This is a genomic window from Pseudomonas sp. GL_093 (genome assembly GCF_057837605.1).
In genome coordinates, this window is the sequence record NZ_CM174448.1 from 4,499,206 (window position 1) to 4,517,553 (window position 18,348).

Below are 18,348 nucleotides of genomic sequence, written 5' to 3' on the forward strand. Positions count from 1 at the left end.
CCGGGCACTATCGCAAGCGCCTGTTTCAACCGGTCCTGAGCTCAAACGGGGTTCAACAACGCCTCTCGTAACAGCCTGGCTGCCGGCGAGTCCGGCACGCCTTTGCGCGACACCAGCTCATACGGTTCGCTGCGCGAGGTGATGGGCAGCGGCAGCGTGGTGGTGAAGCCGTAGCCGGAGCAGAACTTCGCCACGTCGGTCGACACCAACGCGACGAGGGTCGGGTTTTCCTGAAGTAACGACAGGGTGGCAAACGCCGACGTGGTTTCCAGCAGGTGCACCGGAAAACGCAGATCGGCCTCGTGAAACTCACGCTCCAGCAGCAAACGCATCGGCATGTTGGCCCGATAGACCACCCAGCGGTAATCCACGAGGTCCTTCAGCGACAGCTGCCGGGCATAGGCGAACGGATGCTGAGTGCTGGCGATCACCGCCAGGGTTTCTTCGACGAAGGTCGAGCTCTCATACAAGTAGGGCGTGGTGCTGATGGTCGTACGGCAGATCGCAAGGTCGAGGCGCCCGGCGTCAAGCTGGCTGAGCAGTGCGGCGCTGGTGTCTTCGACGATCTCGATGGACAGCTTGGGGTGGTCGGCAATCACCCGGCTGATCGCGGTGGTCAGCAGCGGGACGGCGCCCATGATGGTGCCGACGGACACCCGTCCGCCCTCTCCGCTCATGATGCCGATGATCTCTTCGCGCAGATGGGCAAGGTCGGTCTGGATCAAGCGTGCGTAACGAATAACCGAGCGTCCGGCATCGTTGGGTTCAAGCCCGCGGTTAGTGCGGGTGAACAGCGAGGTGCCGAAGGTGGTTTCAATTTCTTGCAGGGCTTTACTGGCGCCGGGCTGGGTCAGCGCGACCTGTTTGGCCGCGCCCAGCAAGGAGCCGTGTTCATCAAGGGCTATCAACAAGCGCAGCTGCTTGATGTGCAGGCGGGACATGATCGAATTGAGTGAGGGCGTCATCAGGGTTAACTAAAAGTTATAGAGGTATCGAAAGTTGTCAGTATCGAGGCTCGCCACGACGGCCCTATAGTCCGCTCCACAACCAGGCAATGCAATGGGTTTGACCAGAGAGCGAAAGCCCTCCTGCCGCAGACCGATTGCAACAATAACAATCCTGTATAACTTGTGGTGAATCATGTCCCTCATCAATTACGTCACCAAGATCCAGTTCGGCTACGACAGCCTGCAGCATCTCGCAGCCGAAGCCGAGCGCGCGGGCATTACCCGGCCGCTGATTGTCACCGACATCGGTGTGCGCAATGCCGGCATCGTCGACAAGGTCATCGCGGCCCTCGGCGCCAGTCTCCCTCCTTCGATTTTCGACGCCACCCCGTCCAACCCCAACGAACACGCCGTACGTGAAGCCGTGGCGCAATACCACCTCGACGAGTGCAACGGCATCATCGCGGTCGGCGGTGGTTCTTCCATCGATCTGGCCAAAGGCGTGGCTGTCTGCGCCACGCACGACGGTCCTCTGCACAGCTTTGCGGTGATCGAAGGCGGACTGGATCGCATCACCTCTGCCACCGCGCCGCTGATTGCCATTCCCACCACGGCGGGCACCGGCAGCGAAGTCGGCCGTGGCGCCATCCTGATCCTCGACGATGGTCGCAAGGTGGGCGTAATCTCACCTTATGTGGTGCCTCGCGTGGCCATCTGCGACCCGGAACTGACCCTGGGCCTGCCACCGATGCTGACCGCCGCCACCGGCATGGACGCGATCGCTCATTGCATCGAGACGTTCATGGCGCCGGCCTTCAACCCCGCGGCAGATGGCATCGCCCTTGATGGCCTGTGGCGTGCCTGGGAACACATCGAGCGTGCTACCGCCGAACCCGGTGATCGCGAAGCCCGGATGAACATGATGAGCGCGTCGATGCAAGGCGCACTCGCTTTTCAGAAGGGATTGGGCTGCGTGCACAGCCTGTCCCACGCCTTGGGCGGCATCAATCCGAAGCTGCACCACGGCACCTTGAACGCCATCTTTCTGCCCGCGGTCGTGGACTTCAACGCCAACGCCCCGACCGTTCGCGACGAACGCAAGCTTGAACGCCTGCGACATGCCATGGGCCTTGAGGCCGACGCAAACATCGGTACGGCCATCGAAGACATGACCCGACGCCTGGGCCTGCCGACCCGCCTGAGCGAAATCGGCGTCGACGAAAGCCTGTTTGCCGGCATCGTCGAAGGCGCATTGCACGATCACAGCCACAAGACCAACCCCCGCGAAGCATCGTCCGCGGACTACCTGTCGATGCTCGCGCAGTCGTTGTAACCGTCGCTATCCAACAATAAAAAATGAGGAGGCAGCCGCGTCGTCGGTTGAACCGACGCCAGCGCAACAATCATGAAGCCCACCGTCCTGATCGACCGGCAAGACAGCCTTGCCACCGTCACCCTCAGCCACCCGGGGAAAATGAACGCCCTGACCTTGTCCATGTGGCAGGACCTGGGTGATGTCATGACCGAGTTGTCCGCCGACGCCAGCGTGCGCTGCGTCGTGTTGCGCGGTGCTGGCGAACAAGCCTTCGCCGCCGGCGCCGACGTCAGCGAGTTTCCGACCGTGCGCGCCAACCTGGCACAAGCCCGGGAGTATGCCGAAGTCACCTCGGCGGCCATGCGCGCTGTCGCCGACTGCCCACACCCGGTGATCGCGATGATCCATGGCGTGTGTGTCGGCGGCGGCCTGGAAATCGCTGCGCTGTGCGACCTGCGTATCTGCGGCACCTCCAGTCGTTTCGGCGCGCCGGTCGGCAAATTGGGGCTGGTCATGTCGTATGACGAAATGGCCGGTCTGGTGGCGCTGGCCGGACGCTCGACGACCCTGGAGATTCTCCTCGAGGGTCGCATTCTCGACGCCCATGACGCCTACGTAAAAAACCTTGTGACCCGCGTCGTACCTGATGCCGAGGTCGAGTCCGAAACCCTCGCTACCGCCAAGCGCATCGCCAACGGAGCGCCCCTCGTCGCCCGCTGGCATCGCCAGGCCGCACGCCAGCTTGAGACCGGCGTTGCACCCACGGTCGAGCAGATTGACGCGAGTTACTTCTGCTACGACACCGAAGATTTTCAGATCGGTCTGAACGCTTTCATCGAGAAAGCCAAACCACAATTCAAGGGGAAATAACATGGGACCGCTGACAGGAATGCGCGTGGTAGAACTGGCTCACATCATGTCCGGCCCGGTGTGCGGAATGATGCTGGCCGACATGGGTGCCGACGTGGTGAAGGTCGAGAAAGTCCCGGGCGGTGATGATTCGCGCCGCTTCTCGCCGATCATGGCCAGCGGTGAATCGGCTTCGTTCATGGTGGTGAACCGCAACAAGCGCGGCATTGGCCTGAACCTGAAAACCGAGGGCGGGCGCGACGTGTTGCGCCGCCTGTTGATGGACGCCGATGTGGTCACGGAAAACTTCCGTGCCGGCACCATGGAGAAATTCGGCCTGGGCTATGAAACGCTGAAAACCCTCAATCCAGGGCTGATCTACTGCGCGATCTCCGGCTACGGCCGTAGTGGGCCGTTCGGCGAGAAAGGCGGCTTCGACCTGATCGCCCAGGGCATGAGCGGCATGATGAGCATGACCGGTGAAGCCGGGCGTGAGCCGGTCAAGGCGGGTTCGCCAGTCGCTGACATCAACTCCGGCATTCTCGCCGCCCTCGGCATCTGCGCCGCCTACGCTGCCAAGCAGAAAACTGGCCTGGGGCAGATGGTCGACACCTCGCTGTTCGAAGCCGGTCTGCAACAGATGTACTGGCCGGCGGCGGCGTATTTCGCCGACGGCACCATCCTGCCAAAGATGGGTTCGGCCAACTCCACCAGCGCGCCGTATCAGGTGTTCCGCACCGCGGATGGCTGGATCAACATTGGTGCCGCCAACCAGGCCAACTACGAACGGCTGGTCGAGGCGCTCGCCGTGCCACAACTCGAAGCCGACCCACGCTTCGCCAGCAACGCGTTGCGCATGGAGCACCGTCTGGCCTTGGTGGAAATCCTCAACGAAGTCCTGGTCGCGCGCACCACCGATGAATGGATGGTGCTGTTCGACAGCCTCGGCCTGCCTGCCGGGCCGGTCCTCGATATCGCGGCGGCGCTGGCTCATCCGCAAACCGAAGCACGCGGCATGGTCGTCGAGACCCAACACCCGACCGAAGGCCGGGTACGTGGCATGGGCCTGCCGATTCATTTCTCCGACATGGACAACGCTGCGCCGCCGACCAGTCGGCATGCCCCGCTGCTCGGTGAACACACCCGCGAAGTGCTGAAAGAAAGCGGCTACGCGGAAGATGAAATCGACGAACTGATTCGAACCCAGGCCGTCGTGGCACTCGCGTCCTGAACCAGACCGAAAACCCTGTGGGAGCGAGCTTGCTCGCGATGGGCGTTAACGATAACGCGTGCTTCCTGGATAAACGCGGCGCCCTCAGGTCCATCGCGAGCAAGCTCGCTCCCACAGTTAGAACAACTACAAAAACAATAAGGTGAACATCATGAGCCGTATCTTGACCGAGGCCGTCAGCCGCCGATCATTTCTAGTGTCTGCCGGCGTCACCGTTGGCGGTGCATTCGCCGCCAACCTGCTGCCCTCCAGCGTCTTCGCCGCGACCAAACCCATTGTGTTGCGCTACACCAGCAGCCTGCCCGACACCCATCCACTGAACATCCAAATGAAGGCGGCTTCGCTGGCCATCAAGGCTGAAACCAACGGTGCCGTGGACCTGCAGGTGTACGCCAACGGCGCCATGGGCGGCGACACCGACATGCTGTCCCAGGTGCGCGCCGGGGCAATCGATTTCATTCCCTTGCCAGGCGCGATTCTCTCCACGCTGGTGCCGGCCATGTCGATCGAAAGCATGCCGTTCGCATTCAAGGACTACGACAGTGTCTGGGCCGCGCTGGACGGCAAGCTGGGCGAATACGTGCGCGCCAAGACCGAGAAGGTCGGCCTGATCCCGATGGAGAAAGTCTGGAACAACGGCTTCCGCCAGATCACCAGTTCGACGCGACCGATCTACACACCACAAGACCTGGCCGGTTTCAAATTGCGCGTATTGGTGAGCCCGCTGTGGACCTCCATGTTCAGCGCCCTCGGTGCCTCCCCTACCGGCATCAGCATCAACGAGACCTACTCGGCGTTGCAGACCAAAGTGGTCGACGGCCAGGAAAACCCGCTGGTGGTTGTCGAAGCCGCACGCTTCTATGAAGTGCAGAAATACTGCTCCATGACCGACCACATCTGGGGCGGTTTCTGGATCGTCGCCTCGGGCAAGACCTTTCCAAAACTGCCCGCAGATGTGCAGGAAATCGTCTCCCGGCAAATCAACGCCGCCGCGCTGATTCAGCGTCAACAGGTGATCGATCTCAACTCCAGCCTGGAGCCGTCCCTGACCGCCCACGGCATCACCTTCAACAAAGTCGACCGTTCATTGTTCAGGACTGAATTGCAGTCCAAAGGCTTCTACACCCAATGGAAAGAAAAGTACGGCGATGAAGCCTGGAGCTTGCTGGAGCAGTACGCGGGTCAACTGTCCTAAGCCGGAGACAAGGTCATGAAAAGCGAAATACCAATGACGGATGTTTCTCCCGCTGAAGGACTCAGCACCCGCCCCACCACGTTTCGTCTCGGTCGCGCTTTGGACACCGGGCTGCGCTGGCTGACCGAGGGCAGCGCAGCGTTGTTGGTGGTTATCGAAGTCACGCTGCTGTTTTGCAATGTGTTCTCGCGCTACGTGCTCAATCAACCCATCGTCTGGGGCGACGAACTGGCCTCGCTGCTGTTTCTCTGGCTGGCGATGCTCGGCTCAGTGGTGGCGATGCGTCGAGGCGAGCACATGCGGCTGACCTCGTTCATCGGGCGCCTGCCGCTGGAAAAACGCGCCTTTGTCGACACCTTGGGCGCGGTGATCGTCATCACGTTCATCGGGTTGCTGTTCACGCCGGCCTGGGAGTACGTCAGCGACGAGTGGATCATCACCACCGCCGCCCTTGAAATCCCCAACGCCTTTCGCGTGTCCGCCATCGCGGTCGGCCTGAGCCTGATGCTGATGACCTGTGTCGCGCGCCTGCTGACCAGCGCCCGGCTGATCGACTTCTCCGTGTCGGTGGCGATGCTGGCCTCCCTGGCCGCATTGTTGTGGGTGGCTGAAGGCTCCCTGCTGCTGATGGGCAACTGGAACCTGGTCGTCTTCTTCATGATTGGCGTGATGGCCATGATCGTCATCGGTGTGCCGATCATGGTCGCATTCGGCCTGGCGACGGTGGCTTACCTGTCGACCATGACCAGCACGCCCTTGACCCTGGTGGTGGGTCGGATGGACGAAGGCATGGCGAGCCTGATCTTGCTGGCCATCCCGTTGTTTGTGTTTTTGGGAGCGTTGATCGAAGCCATGGGCATGGCCCGAGCGATGATCCGCTTCCTCTGCTCGTTGATCGGCCATGTACGTGGCGGCCTGTCTTACGTGCTGATCGGGGCCATCTACCTGATCTCCGGCATTTCCGGTTCCAAGGCTGCCGACATGGCCGCCATCGCGCCGGCGCTGTTTCCGGAAATGAAGAAACGCGGTGAGGATGAAAACGAACTGGTGGCGATGCTCAATGCCTCCGGGGCGATGTCGGAAACCATTCCGCCGAGCCTGGTACTGATCACTATTGGCTCGGTGACCGGCGTGTCGATTTCCGCCCTGTTCACCGGTGGTTTCATGCCGGCGGTGGTGGGTGCCATCGCCATGGCGGCCGTGATCTGGTGGAAAAACCGCAAAGGCGAAGCCTCCACCGGTAAACGCGCCTCAGGCAAGGAAATCGGTCACTCGCTGCTGGTCGCATTACCGGCACTGGCCCTGCCCTTCGTGATCCGCACCGCGGTGGTTGAAGGGGTCGCGACCGCCACCGAAGTCGCCGCCATCGGCGTGGCCTACACCTTTGTCGTCGGCTTGCTGTGCTACCGCTGCTTTGACTGGCGCCGGCTGTATCCGATTCTGGTCAGCACCGCGTCACTGTCCGGCGCGATCCTGATCATCATCGGCAGCGCGACCGCCATGGCCTGGGCATTGACCCAGTCGGGCTTCTCGCACCAGTTGGCGCAGGTGATGTCGACGGTGCCGGGTGGCGCGATGGGCTTCCTGATCATCTCCGCCGTGGCGTTCATCCTTCTGGGCAGTTTTCTGGAAGGCATCCCGGCCATCGTGCTGTTCGGGCCGCTGCTGTTTCCGATTGCCAAGGCCATGGGCATCAACGACGTGCATTACGCCATGGTCGCGATCTTCTCCATGGGCCTGGGTTTGTTCGCCCCACCGTTTGGCGTGGGCTTCTATGCCGCTTGCGCCATCGCCAAGGTCGACCCCAGCGGCGCCATGCGCCGGGTCTGGCCGTATCTCGGCGCACTCGTTGTAGCCCTGGGCGTGCTGATCGCCGTGCCATGGATTTCCATCGGTTTCCTGCCCAACGCCTGAATCACTTTCTGACTGTCAGCACGTAAATACGAGGTTTCTCATGAACTTTTCAACACTCGAAGCCGGCACCGCCACCGAACGCCAACTGATCGTCGACAAGGAGCGCACCATCTCGTTTCTCGGCGAAGACTTGCGCATCTACGCCACGCCACGGTTGGTCGACGATATCGAACGGACCTGCCTTGATTACCTGCTCACCTTCCTCGATGAAGGCGAAAACACCGTCGGTGCGGCAGTCGATATCCGCCATGTCGGAGCCACACTGCTCGGCATGTCGGTCAGCATCGTCGCCACGGTTACCCGGATCGAAGGTCGCAGCGTCACCTTCAACGTCGAAGTGCGCGATGACGTCGAGCTGGTGGCCACGGCGGCGCATACCCGGGTGGTGGTGAACGTCGCCAAACTGCGCAGCCGCGTTCAGGCCAAGGCCGAGGCGGCCGCCGCAGGGGAAGTTGAAGACAGCGTGCTCAACCCTTCCCAATTCGCCGCGTCGCGCTGAGCAAGGGACCCCGTCATGATCACGCTGCACGAACGCAATGGCTTGCCCAACCTTGCAGCCGAGGATGCGCTACCGATTGTCGATGCTCACCACCACTTGTGGGACTTGGGCAACGGTCGTTATCCCTGGCTGCAGGACGACTATCACGAGGATTTTTTTCTCGGTGACTATCACAGCCTGTGCCGTGATTTCTTGCCGGAAAACTTTCTTGCCCTGACCGAAAGACAACGGTTGGTGGGAACGGTGCATGTCGAGGCCGAACGTGCTCGCGATGAGCAAGTCGCCGAGACACGCTGGCTGGAACAAGTGAATGCCCGTTACGGCTTCCCGAATGCCATCGTTGCCCACGCCTGGTTCGACCGTGAGGACAGCGCGGACATTCTCGCGGCTCAGGCCGCCAGGCCGCTGGTAAAAGGCATACGCTCCAAACCAGTGACCTCGGCATCGCCGGAGGTGTCGATTGCCGGCGCCAAGGGCACCATGCAGGACCCGAAATGGCTGGAAGGCTTTTCGCGTCTGGCTGACCACGATCTGTCGTGGGACCTGCGCGTACCGCCGTGGCACCTGGTCGAGGCCGCCGAAGTGGCGGCGATGTTTCCGCAGATCCGGATCGCCCTCAATCACACCGGTTTCGCCTGGGATCGCAGCCCGCAAGGCATGACCCGCTGGCGCAAGGGCCTGGAAGCACTGGCCTTGCAGCCCAACGTGCACATCAAGCTGTCGGAGTTCGGGCTCAAAGACTCGCCCTGGAACTACGACGACAACCGGATCGTGGTGCTGACCGCCTTGGAGATCTTCGGCCCCGAGCGCTGCATGTTCGCCAGCAACTTCCCGGTCGCCGGATTGCGCGCGTCCTACGACACGATTGCCGATGGCGTGGCCGCGATGCTCGCGCCACTGGGGCGTGCCGTGCAGGAAGCGGTGTTCGCCGGCAATGCACAACGCTTTTATCGTCTGGAGGAACAGCATGGATAACCCATCGGTGATCGACTGGCGCGCGCGCTTTCTGGCCAGCGGCGAGGATGCGGACTTACCCATCGTCGACGCTCATCAACATTATTTCGACATCGAAAAGCATTACTACCCGTGGCTGAACGACCGCCCGCTGCGCCCCTTTCGTTACGGCGATTACTCATCGATCTGCCGCAACTTCCTGCCTGAAGACTATCGCCGGCTGACGGGCAACCATCGCATCGTGCAGACCGTCGTCATCGAGGGTGAATGGGACCCTGCGACGCCCGCCGATGAGGTGAGGTTTGTCGAATCACTGGCACAAAACGAACCGACCCTGGCAGCGATGGTGGCGCAGGCCTGGCTTGACCGTGAAGACGCATCGGACCTCTTGCGCCGCTACGGCGATCATCCGTTGGTGCGCGGCGTGCGCCACAAACCTGCGGTCACCACCCTTGAGGCATGGCGCGAAGATTTCGTCGCGCCAGGCTCCATGCGCGATCCCCGCTGGCGCGACGGCTACGCACAACTGGCTGAAAACGGCCTGCATTTCGAGTTGCAGGCGCCATGGTGGCATCTGGCGGAAGCGGCCGAGCTGGCCAGAGACTTTCCTGACGTAACCATCGTGGTCAATCACACGGCGCTGCCATCTGATCGTTCGGAAGAAGGGTTAGCCGGCTGGCGTGAAAACCTCGCGTTGCTGGCACGGGAGCCGAACGTCGCCCTGAAGATTTCCGGCATTTGCATCCCCGGTAAGGCGTGGCCCGTCGAGTCGAACCGCGTGGTGGTGAACGACGCGATTTCGATTGTCGATGTCAGTCGCTGCGCGTTTGCCAGCAATTACCCGGTCGACGGCGTCGTGAACGGCATGAGCGAGATCTTCGAAGGCTTCAAAACGATTGTCAGCGACCGCTCCCTGACGGATCGGCTCGCCCTGTTTCATGACAACGCCCGACGCATTTACCGGCTCACTTGACCCTCATTGAACAGCCTTTCAGGAGTTCCCATGTTTGAAGTTTCAGGCCACAACTACATCGCTGGCGCTCGTTCGGCTAAAGGCTCGAGCACTCTGCAAAGCCACGACGCCAGTACCGGCGAAGCACTGCCGTATCGCTTCCATCAGGCGACCGTGGAAGAAGTGAATGCGGCCGCAGAAGCGGCGGCCACGGCTTACCCGATCTTTCGTAACCTTTCAGCTGCCCGACGCGCTCAGTTTTTGGAGGCTATTGCCACTGAGCTTGAGGCGCTGGACGACTCGTTCATTGCCCTCGTGTGCCGGGAAACCGCCCTGCCCGCCGGCCGTATTCAAGGTGAGCGGGCACGTACCAGCGGCCAGATGCGCCTGTTCGCCACCCTGCTGCGTCGCGGCGATTTCTACGGCGCCCGCATCGACAGAGCGCTCCCGGACCGCCAACCGTTGCCTCGCCCCGACCTGCGCCAGTACCGCACCGGGCTCGGTCCGGTCGCCGTGTTCGGGGCCAGCAACTTCCCGCTGGCCTTCTCGACTGCCGGCGGCGACACCGCCTCCGCCCTCGCAGCGGGCTGCCCGGTGGTGTTCAAGGCCCACAGCGGTCACATGGCAACTGCCGATTACGTCGCCGATGCGATCACTCGCGCGGCCAGAAAAACCGGAATGCCTGATGGCGTGTTCAACATGCTCTACGGCAGCGTCGGCGAGGCACTGGTCAAGCATCCGGCGATCCAGGCGGTGGGTTTCACTGGTTCATTGCGCGGTGGCCGGGCCTTGTGTGACATGGCAGCGGCACGGCCTCAACCGATCCCGGTGTTCGCCGAGATGAGCAGCATCAACCCGGTGTTGTTGATGCCCGAAGCACTGAAGGCGCGCGGTGACAAGGTCGCTGCCGAGCTGAGCGCTTCCGTGGTGCTGGGTGCGGGTCAGTTTTGCACCAATCCCGGCTTGGTTTTGGGCATTCGTTCGCCAGAGTTCACGGCCTTCCTCGAACGTTTCACCGGTTTGATGGGCGAGCAATCCGCGCAAACGATGCTCAACGTCGGCGCGCTGAAAAGCTATTGCCACGGCCTGGACAATCTTCGCGCTCACGCTGGCATGACGCACCTGGCCGGCGCCGCACAACAGGGCAACCAGGCGCAGCCGCAAGTGTTCAAGGCCGACGTCAGCCTGTTGATCAACGGTGATGAGTTGCTTCAGGAAGAAGTCTTCGGCCCGACCACTATCGTGGTGGAAGTCGCCGACCAGACCGAGTTGCTCCAGGCACTGCACGGTTTGCGCGGTCAGTTGACCGCCACGCTGATCGTCGAAGATTCGGACCTCAATACCCTGAACGAAGTGCTGACCTTGCTGGAACAGAAAGTCGGGCGCGTGCTGTTCAATGGTTATCCGACCGGGGTGGAAGTCTGCGATGCCATGGTTCACGGCGGACCGTACCCGGCCACTTCGGATGCTCGCGGTACCTCGGTCGGAACGTTGGCGATTGATCGTTTTCTGCGTCCCGTTTGTTATCAGAACTGCCCCGACAGCTTGTTGCCGGACGCGCTGAAGAACGCCAACCCGTTGAGCATTGCCCGACTGGTTGACGGTGTCAGCAGCCGTGACGCGCTGTAAGTCACCGCACTAACGCCCACCGTTAATAGCAACTCCGTCGCCTATCGAAAAATAGGCGCCGGATACGCTCGCCTCAAAAAACGCTGTAGCCCACAACAACAAAAACAGAGGAAGTCTCATGCACGTTCAACTTCACCCGACACTGCGTCTCTCCAAGATGATGTTGGCGGTCACCGCTGCCGTTCTGATCAATTCAACATTTTCCCCACTGGCGGTTGCAGAAACCGCACCCACTGCGACGGCAGCGCCTATGCAATGTGTCACTGAAGCCACACCACGCTACACCAAAACCCCCACCGGTTATCTCATGGTGCTGCGCATGGGCGATAACGCCTTCAAGGAGCTGACCAAACTGGCCATCGCCGAGAAAATCCCCAGCGCGTCCATCAGCGGTATCGGCTTCGGTAACGTGAAGTTCGGTTTCTGGAACAAGGACAAAAAGGACTTCGACGCCAAGACCTTGAACAGTGTCGAGATGGCCAGCATCACCGGCTCCGTGGCGTGGAAGAACGACCAGCCTTCGATCCACATGCACGGTGTTGCCGGTGACGCCACCTTTCAAGCGTACGGCGGCCACATCCTCGACTTCGAAGTGACCACCGGCTCGATGGAAATCACCGTGATCGTCCACCAGCGTCGTCTGGAACGCGGGATTGATCCGTGCATCGGCGCCAACGTGTTGGGTATTTAAGCCAGGCGAATAACGCTCCCGCAGGCATCGAACGTTGCCGGCACCCGCTACTGCGGGAGCCACCCTCCCAAATTCAAACTACAAAAATAAAGGGGCGATTCAGATGAGTAACAAGAAAACGGTGGTGACGTTTGCATTGGGTGCCATTGCACTCAGCACCCAGGCGCACGCCGACTTCCTGAGTGACAGCAAAGCCACCCTGGGGATGAGAAATTTCTACTTCAACAACGACAACCGTGACGGCACCGCCGCGCCTTCGAAAACCGAAGAGTGGGCGCAGGGGTTCATGCTGGATTACAAGTCGGGCTACACCGATGGCACGGTTGGTTTTGGCGTCGACGCACTGGGCCTGATGGGGATTACGCTGGACAGCGGCAAGGGACGGCACGTCGGCAGCAGCATGATTCCTTCAGACAGCGACAACAGCGCCGTCGACGAATGGAGCCGGTTGGGGTTGACCGGCAAGGTCAAAGTCTCGAAAACCGAACTTCGCCTGGGCACGCTGATGCCGAAGCTGCCGATCCTGGTGTCCAACGACGGCCGCCTGCTGCCACAGACCTTCGAAGGTGGCCAGATCACCTCGGGCGAGTTCAAGGACTTGACCCTCACGGGAGGCCGAATCGAACACGCAACAGGCCGGGGCTCAAGCGATCAGACGGGGTTGGCCGCCACGGGTGGCACCCGCGAAAGCAACGCGTTCGACTTCGCCGGGGGCGACTGGAAAGTCACCAAGGACCTGACCGCCCAGTATTACTACGCCAACCTGGACGACTACTACACCCAGCAGTTTTTCGGCCTGATCCACACACTGGCGATCGCGGAAGGTCAATCGCTGAAAACCGACTTGCGCTACTTCAAGACGGACTCGTCCGGTGCAAACAGCTCGGGGACATCAGGCTACAAAATCAGCGGCTACACCCAAGGCAATGATGGCGAGATCGATAACCGAACCTGGAGCGCCGCGCTGATTTACACGGTGGGTGGCCATGGCCTCACCGCGGGCTATCAAAGCGTTTCGAGTGGCAGCAATTTCACGCAGCTCAATCAGGGCGGGCTGGCCAACAAGGGTGCCGGCGGCTCCAGCCTTTATCTGTACACCGACCGCCTGATTCAGACCTTCACCCGTGCGGGCGAACGCACAGCCTTCGGCCAGTATGCTTATGACTTCGCCGCCTTGGGTGTGCCGGGCCTGAAAGCGTCCGTCATGTACCTCAGCGGGGACGATATCAAGACGACATCCGGTGATAACCAGAAGGAATGGGAGCGGGATATCAGCCTGGACTACGTGATTCAGTCCGGTTCGCTTAAAGGGGTTGGATTCGGATGGCGTAACGGCAAGTCCAACAGCGAGGCGTCCCGTGACCAGGACCAGAATCGCTTGATCGTGAGCTACAGCATCCCGCTGCTGTAGGAGCAAAGCTTGCTCGCGATAGCGTCTGCATCCTCAACTTCGATGTGAGTGACGCACCGCTATCGCGAGCAAGCTCGCTCCCACATTGAATCTCGGGTGGCCGCAGAATTTGTGATCAACTTAATTCCCTGTGGGAGTGAGCCTGCTCGCGATGGCGTCTGCACATTCAACATCAATGTGAGGACCGGCTCGCGCTTCGCCCGTCTGTGCCAGGACCGCGGCGTGGTGCTGGTCGGCGGCGCTGGCACGCAAGGTCGGGGATCACATTCCGCTAGATACCGAGCGCGGTTATCACATCGAATTCGACTTGCAAGACACCTTGCTCAACTGCCCCTGCTGCCCGGTGGAAAGCGCGTTCTACATGACGCCCATGGCCGGCCGCCTGAGGGTGGCGGGCACGGTGGAGCTCGGTTCGATCAACGACCCGGCCAATCCAAAGCGTTTTGAGTATCTGGAACGACTTGTGCGCCGCGTCATGGGCCTGACAGACCCGGTCGCGCGCAAATGGCTCGGCTTCCGCCCTTCCCTGCCGCCGCTCCGGCACGCGCTTGCGGCGACGCAACGCGGGCTGATCCAGCGTTATTGGTGAAAGTTATTGTGTGTGCGGCGAGGGGCTGAGCTTTTTCAGGTCCAGGCTTTGGACTGATAACGCTTCGGCAGGGAACTCCTGACGACCGCCACGCATCCTACAGATGAGGTACTTCCTTTTTTGCTTCACGCTTTCAGAGGACACCGTCATGCGCCGTCTGATTATCATCTCTTCCCTTTTGCTGTGTTTACCCTTCGGCTCCGCTATGGCCAAAGTGGATGCGGGCGATGTCGCCACGTCAGCCGGGGTTTCCGCATCGCTGTACTCGACCTTCAAGGACCACAAACTCATGATTCCTGCCCGGGATGACGCCTCCAGCTTCGTGGCCAGTGGCGGCGCGATTCGTGGTGTTTATCTGGAGTCGTACTTGAAGCAGATTCGTCAGGAAAATCCCGGCCTCAACGCCAGCGACGAAGACCTGGCCAGAGCAATCCTCGTCCAGGAAGGCGTAGCAGCAGGCAAATAAAGACTGAAAAAGTAGCGGTGGGGCTTGCAGCGCCCGGATAGCGTTTGCAGCCCTACTTTGCTTCAGCACCGGTGGATAATCGCGCCCAACCCGCCACCAGTTGCGCGCTGATGCTCACGCCGCCGCACACCACAATCACCACATCATGGGCTTCGGCAATCGCCGGATGGTCCAGGTATCCAATCGCCAACGAAACGCCGCACGCCGGCTCGACCAACTGACGCAGGTCGTTGGCATAACGCACCACGCCCATGATCGCCTCGTCATCGCTGAGCGCGACACATTCGTGTGGGAAATCGAGGATGTGCTGCACCGGCCAGGCGGCCACCAACGTAGCGCCGAGCGACTTGGCGACCGTATCGATCCGGGGGAATTTGACCGGATGTCCGGCGCTGACAGCGGCGGCAAAAGACGCTGAACCCTGGGTTTCACACGCGATGATCCGGCAGTCCATGCGCTTGTGGCGAATCAATCCGGTGAGAATCCCCGCCAGCAAACCTCCGCCCCCTACCGACATCACGATTGCATCGACCTGAGGGCAATCCTCGAGGATTTCATCGACCATCGTGCTGTGCCCTTCCCACAACACCGGGTGATCGAAGGCTGGCACGTATTCGGTGTCAGCGCCCTGCGCGAGTTCTTTGGCCCGTAGATTGGCTTCGTCCCAGACCTTGCCATGGACGATCACCTCGGCACCGGTTTTCCGGATTTTTGCGCGGGTGGTTTCCGGCGTGGTGTTCGGCACCACAATGCAGGCTTTCAATCCCAGTCTGGCGGCCGCCACGGCGGTGGCGAACCCGGCATTGCCGCCGGAAGGACAGATCACTTTGCGTTTACCTTGCGCCGCCGCCTGGCTGCACAAGAGCCCAATACCGCGAAGTTTGAATGAGCCGCTCGGTTGCAGGTTTTCCAGCTTGAGCCAGATTCGCCGGGACGGGGTCGACAGGTCTGGATGCAGAATCAAGGGCGTCCTGATGTGAAGCATGGCGAAGCTCCTTAAGGGTGAACAGTCCTACTCCAAGCTTAGTTCACCCTGCCCGGCGGCTACCGCTTCAGCGATAACGCGGTGCTGCCGTGGAATTGCCGAACAAGCCTGAAAGCGTCTGGCGCTGGGCTTCGTAGGTGTCCCACTGGTCGCCTTGGTGCAGGCCCGGAATGGTCACCACTTCGCCTTGCGCCAGGCCCGTCAACGCGGCGTCGACCATGTCCTGGGCAGACATCACGATCTCTTGCGGCAGGTTTTCCACCGGGTTGCCGGCCTCGCTCCAGAAGTCGGTGGCAGTGGCACCGGGCAGCACGGCCTGGATCCGAATGCCTTTGTCGGCCAGCTCTCGGTGCATGGATTGGCTCAGGCCGAGGACAAACGCCTTGGTCCCGCCGTACACGCCGTTGAGAATTTCCGGGGCGATAGCAACGATCGAGGAAATGTTAATCACCGTCCCGGTGCCGCGAGCGACGAAGCCTGGCACTACCGCGTAAGCCAGGCGCATCAACGCGGTCACGTTGAGGGTGATCATGTCTTCCATGTCATCCACCGGGCTGCCGAGCAGCGGCATGACAGCGCCGACCCCGGCGTTGTTGACCAACAGGGTGATACTGGCGTCGGAGCGTAGAATTTCTTCGACCCGCCGCACGTCGGCCTTGTCTTTCAGATCAGCGGCGACCACCTCCACGGCGCGGCCGGTTTCGTTACTCAGGTGGCTGGCCAGGGCGTTCAGTTTCGCCTGGCTGCGGGCGACCAGAATCAGGTCGTAACCTTGCCGGGCCAGACGGTCGGCATACACCGCGCCGATGCCCGAAGAAGCGCCAGTGATCAGAGCGGTACCTTTGGATGAGAGGGCCATGTCGATTTCCTTCACAGTGAGGCGATAACGTCGCCGGGTGTGAATCGTTATAAAGGGTCTAACGCTCGTCTCAAATGACGTTTAAAATACGTTTTTCGGACATGAGCATTTGAGGACATCTCGATGACTTCCGTGGCATTTGTAGTGTTTGAAGGGTTCCAGTCCATGGCGCTGGCGGCCATGCCGGTGTTCGAGTACGCCAATTTCAGCGCGGGCGAGGCGCTTTATGACGTCAGCGTATTGTCTGAAGACGGCCGCACGTTGCGTGCTTCCGGTGGGCTGAGCGTCGGCACCGAGGCCTTCGGTGAGCGGGTGTTCGACACGGTGATTGTGGTGGGTGGCGATGCCATCCTCGAGCAGGCACCTGAAGGCGTGCTGAACTACCTGCGCGCAAACGTTAAAACCGCGCGGCGCACGGCGTCGATCTGCTCCGGGGCGTTCGTCCTGGCCCAGGCCGGTTTGCTCGACGGACGGCGCGCCACTACTCATTGGGCATATGCACGGGAGCTGCAAGTGCGGTTTCCATCGATCAAGGTCGAAGAAGACCGCATCTACGTCGTCGACGGATCGATCTGGACCTCCGCCGGGATGACCGCCGGCATCGACCTGGCGCTGGCCATGGTGGAAAAGGATCACGGCGCCGCACTGGCCCGTTCCGTGGCGCAGAAACTGGTGATGTACCACCGCCGCGCGGGCGGCCAGTCGCAGCACTCGGCGCTGCTGGAGCTGGAAGCGAAATCCGACCGCATTCAAACCGTGCTCGGCTATGCGCGAGAACACCTCACCGAGACGTTGTCGGTGGAGCATCTGGCCGACGTCGCGCGCCTCAGCCCTAGGCAGTTCAGCCGGGCCTTCCGCGCGGAAACCGGTCAATCACCGGCCAAAGCCATCGAGAACCTGCGCCTGGAAACGGCACGGCAGATGCTGGAACGCGGGCGACTGACCCTCGATCAGATCGCTGAAGAGTCCGGCTTCAGCGACTGCCGCCGCATGCGCGAAGCCTTCCTTCGGGCGTTCGGGCAGCCGCCGCAGGTGATTCGGCGTAATGCCAGGGCCGGGTTGAACGCGTGAGGGGCGCCGGGCCTCTAAACTGAAAAGAATCAGCACGAGGTGCTTATGAAAATCTCGGCCAAACTGGCGTTTTTCGCCGTTGTTTCCACCCTCGCCTACCTTGGGCTCGCGGTATGGGGGCTTGGCGGATTCTCGGCGTTTTTCTCTCATGCACCGCTGGTGGTCATTGTGTTTGCCACTTTGGTGATGGCCATCGCGTCCTTGTTCACTGAGGTCAACCTGAGTTCCGGCGAACGTGAAGACCGGGCCAATCGTTGGGTGCTGCCGGCGTTCGGGGTGATCGGTTTATTGAGCGGGTACTTGCCGGCCTATACCGACCGGATCGACTTCTGGACTTTTGGTGGCGAAGGTGTGCGCTGGCTCGGGGCGTTGCTGTTCATCATCGGCGGCACACTGCGGCTGTGGCCGGTGTTTGTGCTGGGCAAGCGTTTCAGTGGACTGGTGGCGATTCAGCCGGGCCACACGCTGGTCACCGACGGGATTTATCGCACCTTGCGCAACCCCAGTTACCTGGGGCTGATGATCACTGCCATGGGCTGGGCACTGGCCTTTCGTTCCGGCGTTGGCCTGTTGCTGGCCGCGGTGACGCTGATCCCGCTGATCGCCCGCATTCACTCCGAAGAAGGGCTGTTACGGGCGCAATTCGGCGGCGAATACGAGGCTTATTGCGCCCGCAGTTGGCGGTTGATTCCCGGGGTTTACTGAAACAACACAACCCCAATGTGGGAGCGGGCTTGCTCGCGAAAGCGGTGTGTCATTCGCCATCGATGTGCCTGACACACCGCATTCGC

General features: G+C 61.2%; 17 protein-coding genes and 1 pseudogene. 15 read left to right on the forward strand and 3 right to left on the reverse strand.

Features of this window, described 5'->3' with window-relative positions; genetic code table 11:
• Positions 1 to 41: 41 nt before the first annotated feature.
• A complete protein-coding gene (locus AC3IUE_RS20700) occupies positions 42 to 965 on the reverse strand; it encodes a LysR family transcriptional regulator (RefSeq protein ID WP_056741875.1) in 924 nt (307 codons plus the stop codon).
• Between the two features lie 175 nt (positions 966 to 1,140).
• On the opposite strand from AC3IUE_RS20700, the gene AC3IUE_RS20705 reads away from it, so the two are divergent.
• The 13 genes and pseudogenes from AC3IUE_RS20705 to AC3IUE_RS20765 all read left to right on the forward strand — a co-directional run bounded on the left by AC3IUE_RS20705 (position 1,141) and on the right by AC3IUE_RS20765 (position 14,642).
• On the forward strand, positions 1,141 to 2,280 hold the full coding sequence (locus AC3IUE_RS20705) for an iron-containing alcohol dehydrogenase (protein WP_140683705.1): 1,140 nt from the start codon (positions 1,141 to 1,143) through the stop codon (positions 2,278 to 2,280).
• A gap of 72 nt (positions 2,281 to 2,352) precedes the next feature.
• The gene (locus AC3IUE_RS20710) at positions 2,353 to 3,132 is read left to right on the forward strand and encodes an enoyl-CoA hydratase-related protein (RefSeq protein WP_489263562.1); all 780 of its coding nucleotides are present in this window, start codon (positions 2,353 to 2,355) and stop codon (positions 3,130 to 3,132) included.
• Between the two features lies 1 nt (position 3,133).
• Positions 3,134 to 4,342 (forward strand): CaiB/BaiF CoA transferase family protein, encoded by a 1,209-nt coding sequence (locus AC3IUE_RS20715; RefSeq protein WP_150656111.1) that lies wholly within the window; start codon positions 3,134 to 3,136, stop codon positions 4,340 to 4,342.
• Between the two features lie 151 nt (positions 4,343 to 4,493).
• Entirely contained in the window at positions 4,494 to 5,537 is a 1,044-nt protein-coding gene (locus AC3IUE_RS20720; RefSeq protein ID WP_436274227.1) for a TRAP transporter substrate-binding protein, read from the forward strand.
• Positions 5,538 to 5,552: 15 nt separating this feature from the next.
• Positions 5,553 to 7,451 carry a TRAP transporter large permease gene (locus AC3IUE_RS20725; RefSeq protein ID WP_461998985.1) on the forward strand — a complete coding sequence of 633 codons (1,899 nt, stop codon included), beginning with the start codon at positions 5,553 to 5,555 and terminating at the stop codon, positions 7,449 to 7,451.
• A 40-nt stretch (positions 7,452 to 7,491) separates the two neighbouring features.
• Positions 7,492 to 7,950 (forward strand): thioesterase family protein, encoded by a 459-nt coding sequence (locus AC3IUE_RS20730; RefSeq protein WP_489263563.1) that lies wholly within the window; start codon positions 7,492 to 7,494, stop codon positions 7,948 to 7,950.
• Between the two features lie 15 nt (positions 7,951 to 7,965).
• Positions 7,966 to 8,925, forward strand: coding sequence for an amidohydrolase family protein (locus AC3IUE_RS20735; protein WP_489263564.1), 960 nt, complete (start codon positions 7,966 to 7,968; stop codon positions 8,923 to 8,925).
• Positions 8,918 to 9,877: an amidohydrolase family protein gene (locus AC3IUE_RS20740; RefSeq protein ID WP_489263565.1), complete on the forward strand. Its 960-nt coding sequence runs from the start codon at positions 8,918 to 8,920 to the stop codon at positions 9,875 to 9,877. The genes AC3IUE_RS20735 and AC3IUE_RS20740 overlap by 8 nt, the downstream gene beginning before the upstream one ends.
• Before the next feature lie 30 nt (positions 9,878 to 9,907).
• The gene (locus AC3IUE_RS20745) at positions 9,908 to 11,485 is read left to right on the forward strand and encodes an aldehyde dehydrogenase (NADP(+)) (protein WP_489263566.1); all 1,578 of its coding nucleotides are present in this window, start codon (positions 9,908 to 9,910) and stop codon (positions 11,483 to 11,485) included.
• Between the two features lie 118 nt (positions 11,486 to 11,603).
• The gene (locus tag AC3IUE_RS20750) at positions 11,604 to 12,176 is read left to right on the forward strand and encodes a PPC domain-containing DNA-binding protein (RefSeq protein WP_489263567.1); all 573 of its coding nucleotides are present in this window, start codon (positions 11,604 to 11,606) and stop codon (positions 12,174 to 12,176) included.
• Between the two features lie 103 nt (positions 12,177 to 12,279).
• A complete protein-coding gene (locus AC3IUE_RS20755) occupies positions 12,280 to 13,587 on the forward strand; it encodes an OprD family porin (RefSeq protein ID WP_489263568.1) in 1,308 nt (435 codons plus the stop codon).
• A gap of 238 nt (positions 13,588 to 13,825) precedes the next feature.
• Positions 13,826 to 14,176, forward strand: a pseudogene (locus AC3IUE_RS20760) (FAD-dependent oxidoreductase); the annotation flags it as partial.
• Positions 14,177 to 14,324: 148 nt separating this feature from the next.
• Positions 14,325 to 14,642: a DUF2388 domain-containing protein gene (locus AC3IUE_RS20765; RefSeq protein WP_046046782.1), complete on the forward strand. Its 318-nt coding sequence runs from the start codon at positions 14,325 to 14,327 to the stop codon at positions 14,640 to 14,642.
• Between the two features lie 52 nt (positions 14,643 to 14,694).
• Here AC3IUE_RS20765 and AC3IUE_RS20770 read toward each other — a convergent pair whose 3' ends face one another.
• Positions 14,695 to 15,627 carry a pyridoxal-phosphate dependent enzyme gene (locus AC3IUE_RS20770; protein ID WP_489263569.1) on the reverse strand — a complete coding sequence of 311 codons (933 nt, stop codon included), beginning with the start codon at positions 15,625 to 15,627 and terminating at the stop codon, positions 14,695 to 14,697.
• A 67-nt stretch (positions 15,628 to 15,694) separates the two neighbouring features.
• Positions 15,695 to 16,486 carry an SDR family NAD(P)-dependent oxidoreductase gene (locus AC3IUE_RS20775; RefSeq protein WP_489263570.1) on the reverse strand — a complete coding sequence of 264 codons (792 nt, stop codon included), beginning with the start codon at positions 16,484 to 16,486 and terminating at the stop codon, positions 15,695 to 15,697.
• 123 nt (positions 16,487 to 16,609) lie between these two features.
• On the opposite strand from AC3IUE_RS20775, the gene AC3IUE_RS20780 reads away from it, so the two are divergent.
• Complete coding sequence (locus tag AC3IUE_RS20780; RefSeq protein ID WP_489263571.1) at positions 16,610 to 17,557, forward strand: GlxA family transcriptional regulator; 948 nt, start codon at positions 16,610 to 16,612, stop codon at positions 17,555 to 17,557.
• A gap of 45 nt (positions 17,558 to 17,602) precedes the next feature.
• Positions 17,603 to 18,262, forward strand: a complete 660-nt coding sequence (locus AC3IUE_RS20785; protein ID WP_489263572.1) for a methyltransferase family protein — start codon at positions 17,603 to 17,605, stop codon at positions 18,260 to 18,262.
• Positions 18,263 to 18,348: the final 86 nt, after the last annotated feature.

Coding starts and splice junctions, on each gene's coding strand:
- AC3IUE_RS20710 (WP_489263562.1), top strand. CDS start 2,353: ATGAAGCCCACCGTCCTGATCGACCGGCAAGACAGCCTTGCCACCGTC.
- AC3IUE_RS20770 (WP_489263569.1), bottom strand. CDS start 15,627: ATGCTTCACATCAGGACGCCCTTGATTCTGCATCCAGACCTGTCGACC.
- AC3IUE_RS20750 (WP_489263567.1), top strand. CDS start 11,604: ATGCACGTTCAACTTCACCCGACACTGCGTCTCTCCAAGATGATGTTG.
- AC3IUE_RS20780 (WP_489263571.1), top strand. CDS start 16,610: ATGACTTCCGTGGCATTTGTAGTGTTTGAAGGGTTCCAGTCCATGGCG.
- AC3IUE_RS20705 (WP_140683705.1), top strand. CDS start 1,141: ATGTCCCTCATCAATTACGTCACCAAGATCCAGTTCGGCTACGACAGC.
- AC3IUE_RS20740 (WP_489263565.1), top strand. CDS start 8,918: ATGGATAACCCATCGGTGATCGACTGGCGCGCGCGCTTTCTGGCCAGC.
- AC3IUE_RS20765 (WP_046046782.1), top strand. CDS start 14,325: ATGCGCCGTCTGATTATCATCTCTTCCCTTTTGCTGTGTTTACCCTTC.
- AC3IUE_RS20745 (WP_489263566.1), top strand. CDS start 9,908: ATGTTTGAAGTTTCAGGCCACAACTACATCGCTGGCGCTCGTTCGGCT.
- AC3IUE_RS20775 (WP_489263570.1), bottom strand. CDS start 16,486: ATGGCCCTCTCATCCAAAGGTACCGCTCTGATCACTGGCGCTTCTTCG.
- AC3IUE_RS20735 (WP_489263564.1), top strand. CDS start 7,966: ATGATCACGCTGCACGAACGCAATGGCTTGCCCAACCTTGCAGCCGAG.
- AC3IUE_RS20715 (WP_150656111.1), top strand. CDS start 3,134: ATGGGACCGCTGACAGGAATGCGCGTGGTAGAACTGGCTCACATCATG.
- AC3IUE_RS20755 (WP_489263568.1), top strand. CDS start 12,280: ATGAGTAACAAGAAAACGGTGGTGACGTTTGCATTGGGTGCCATTGCA.
- AC3IUE_RS20725 (WP_461998985.1), top strand. CDS start 5,553: ATGAAAAGCGAAATACCAATGACGGATGTTTCTCCCGCTGAAGGACTC.
- AC3IUE_RS20700 (WP_056741875.1), bottom strand. CDS start 965: ATGACGCCCTCACTCAATTCGATCATGTCCCGCCTGCACATCAAGCAG.
- AC3IUE_RS20785 (WP_489263572.1), top strand. CDS start 17,603: ATGAAAATCTCGGCCAAACTGGCGTTTTTCGCCGTTGTTTCCACCCTC.
- AC3IUE_RS20720 (WP_436274227.1), top strand. CDS start 4,494: ATGAGCCGTATCTTGACCGAGGCCGTCAGCCGCCGATCATTTCTAGTG.
- AC3IUE_RS20730 (WP_489263563.1), top strand. CDS start 7,492: ATGAACTTTTCAACACTCGAAGCCGGCACCGCCACCGAACGCCAACTG.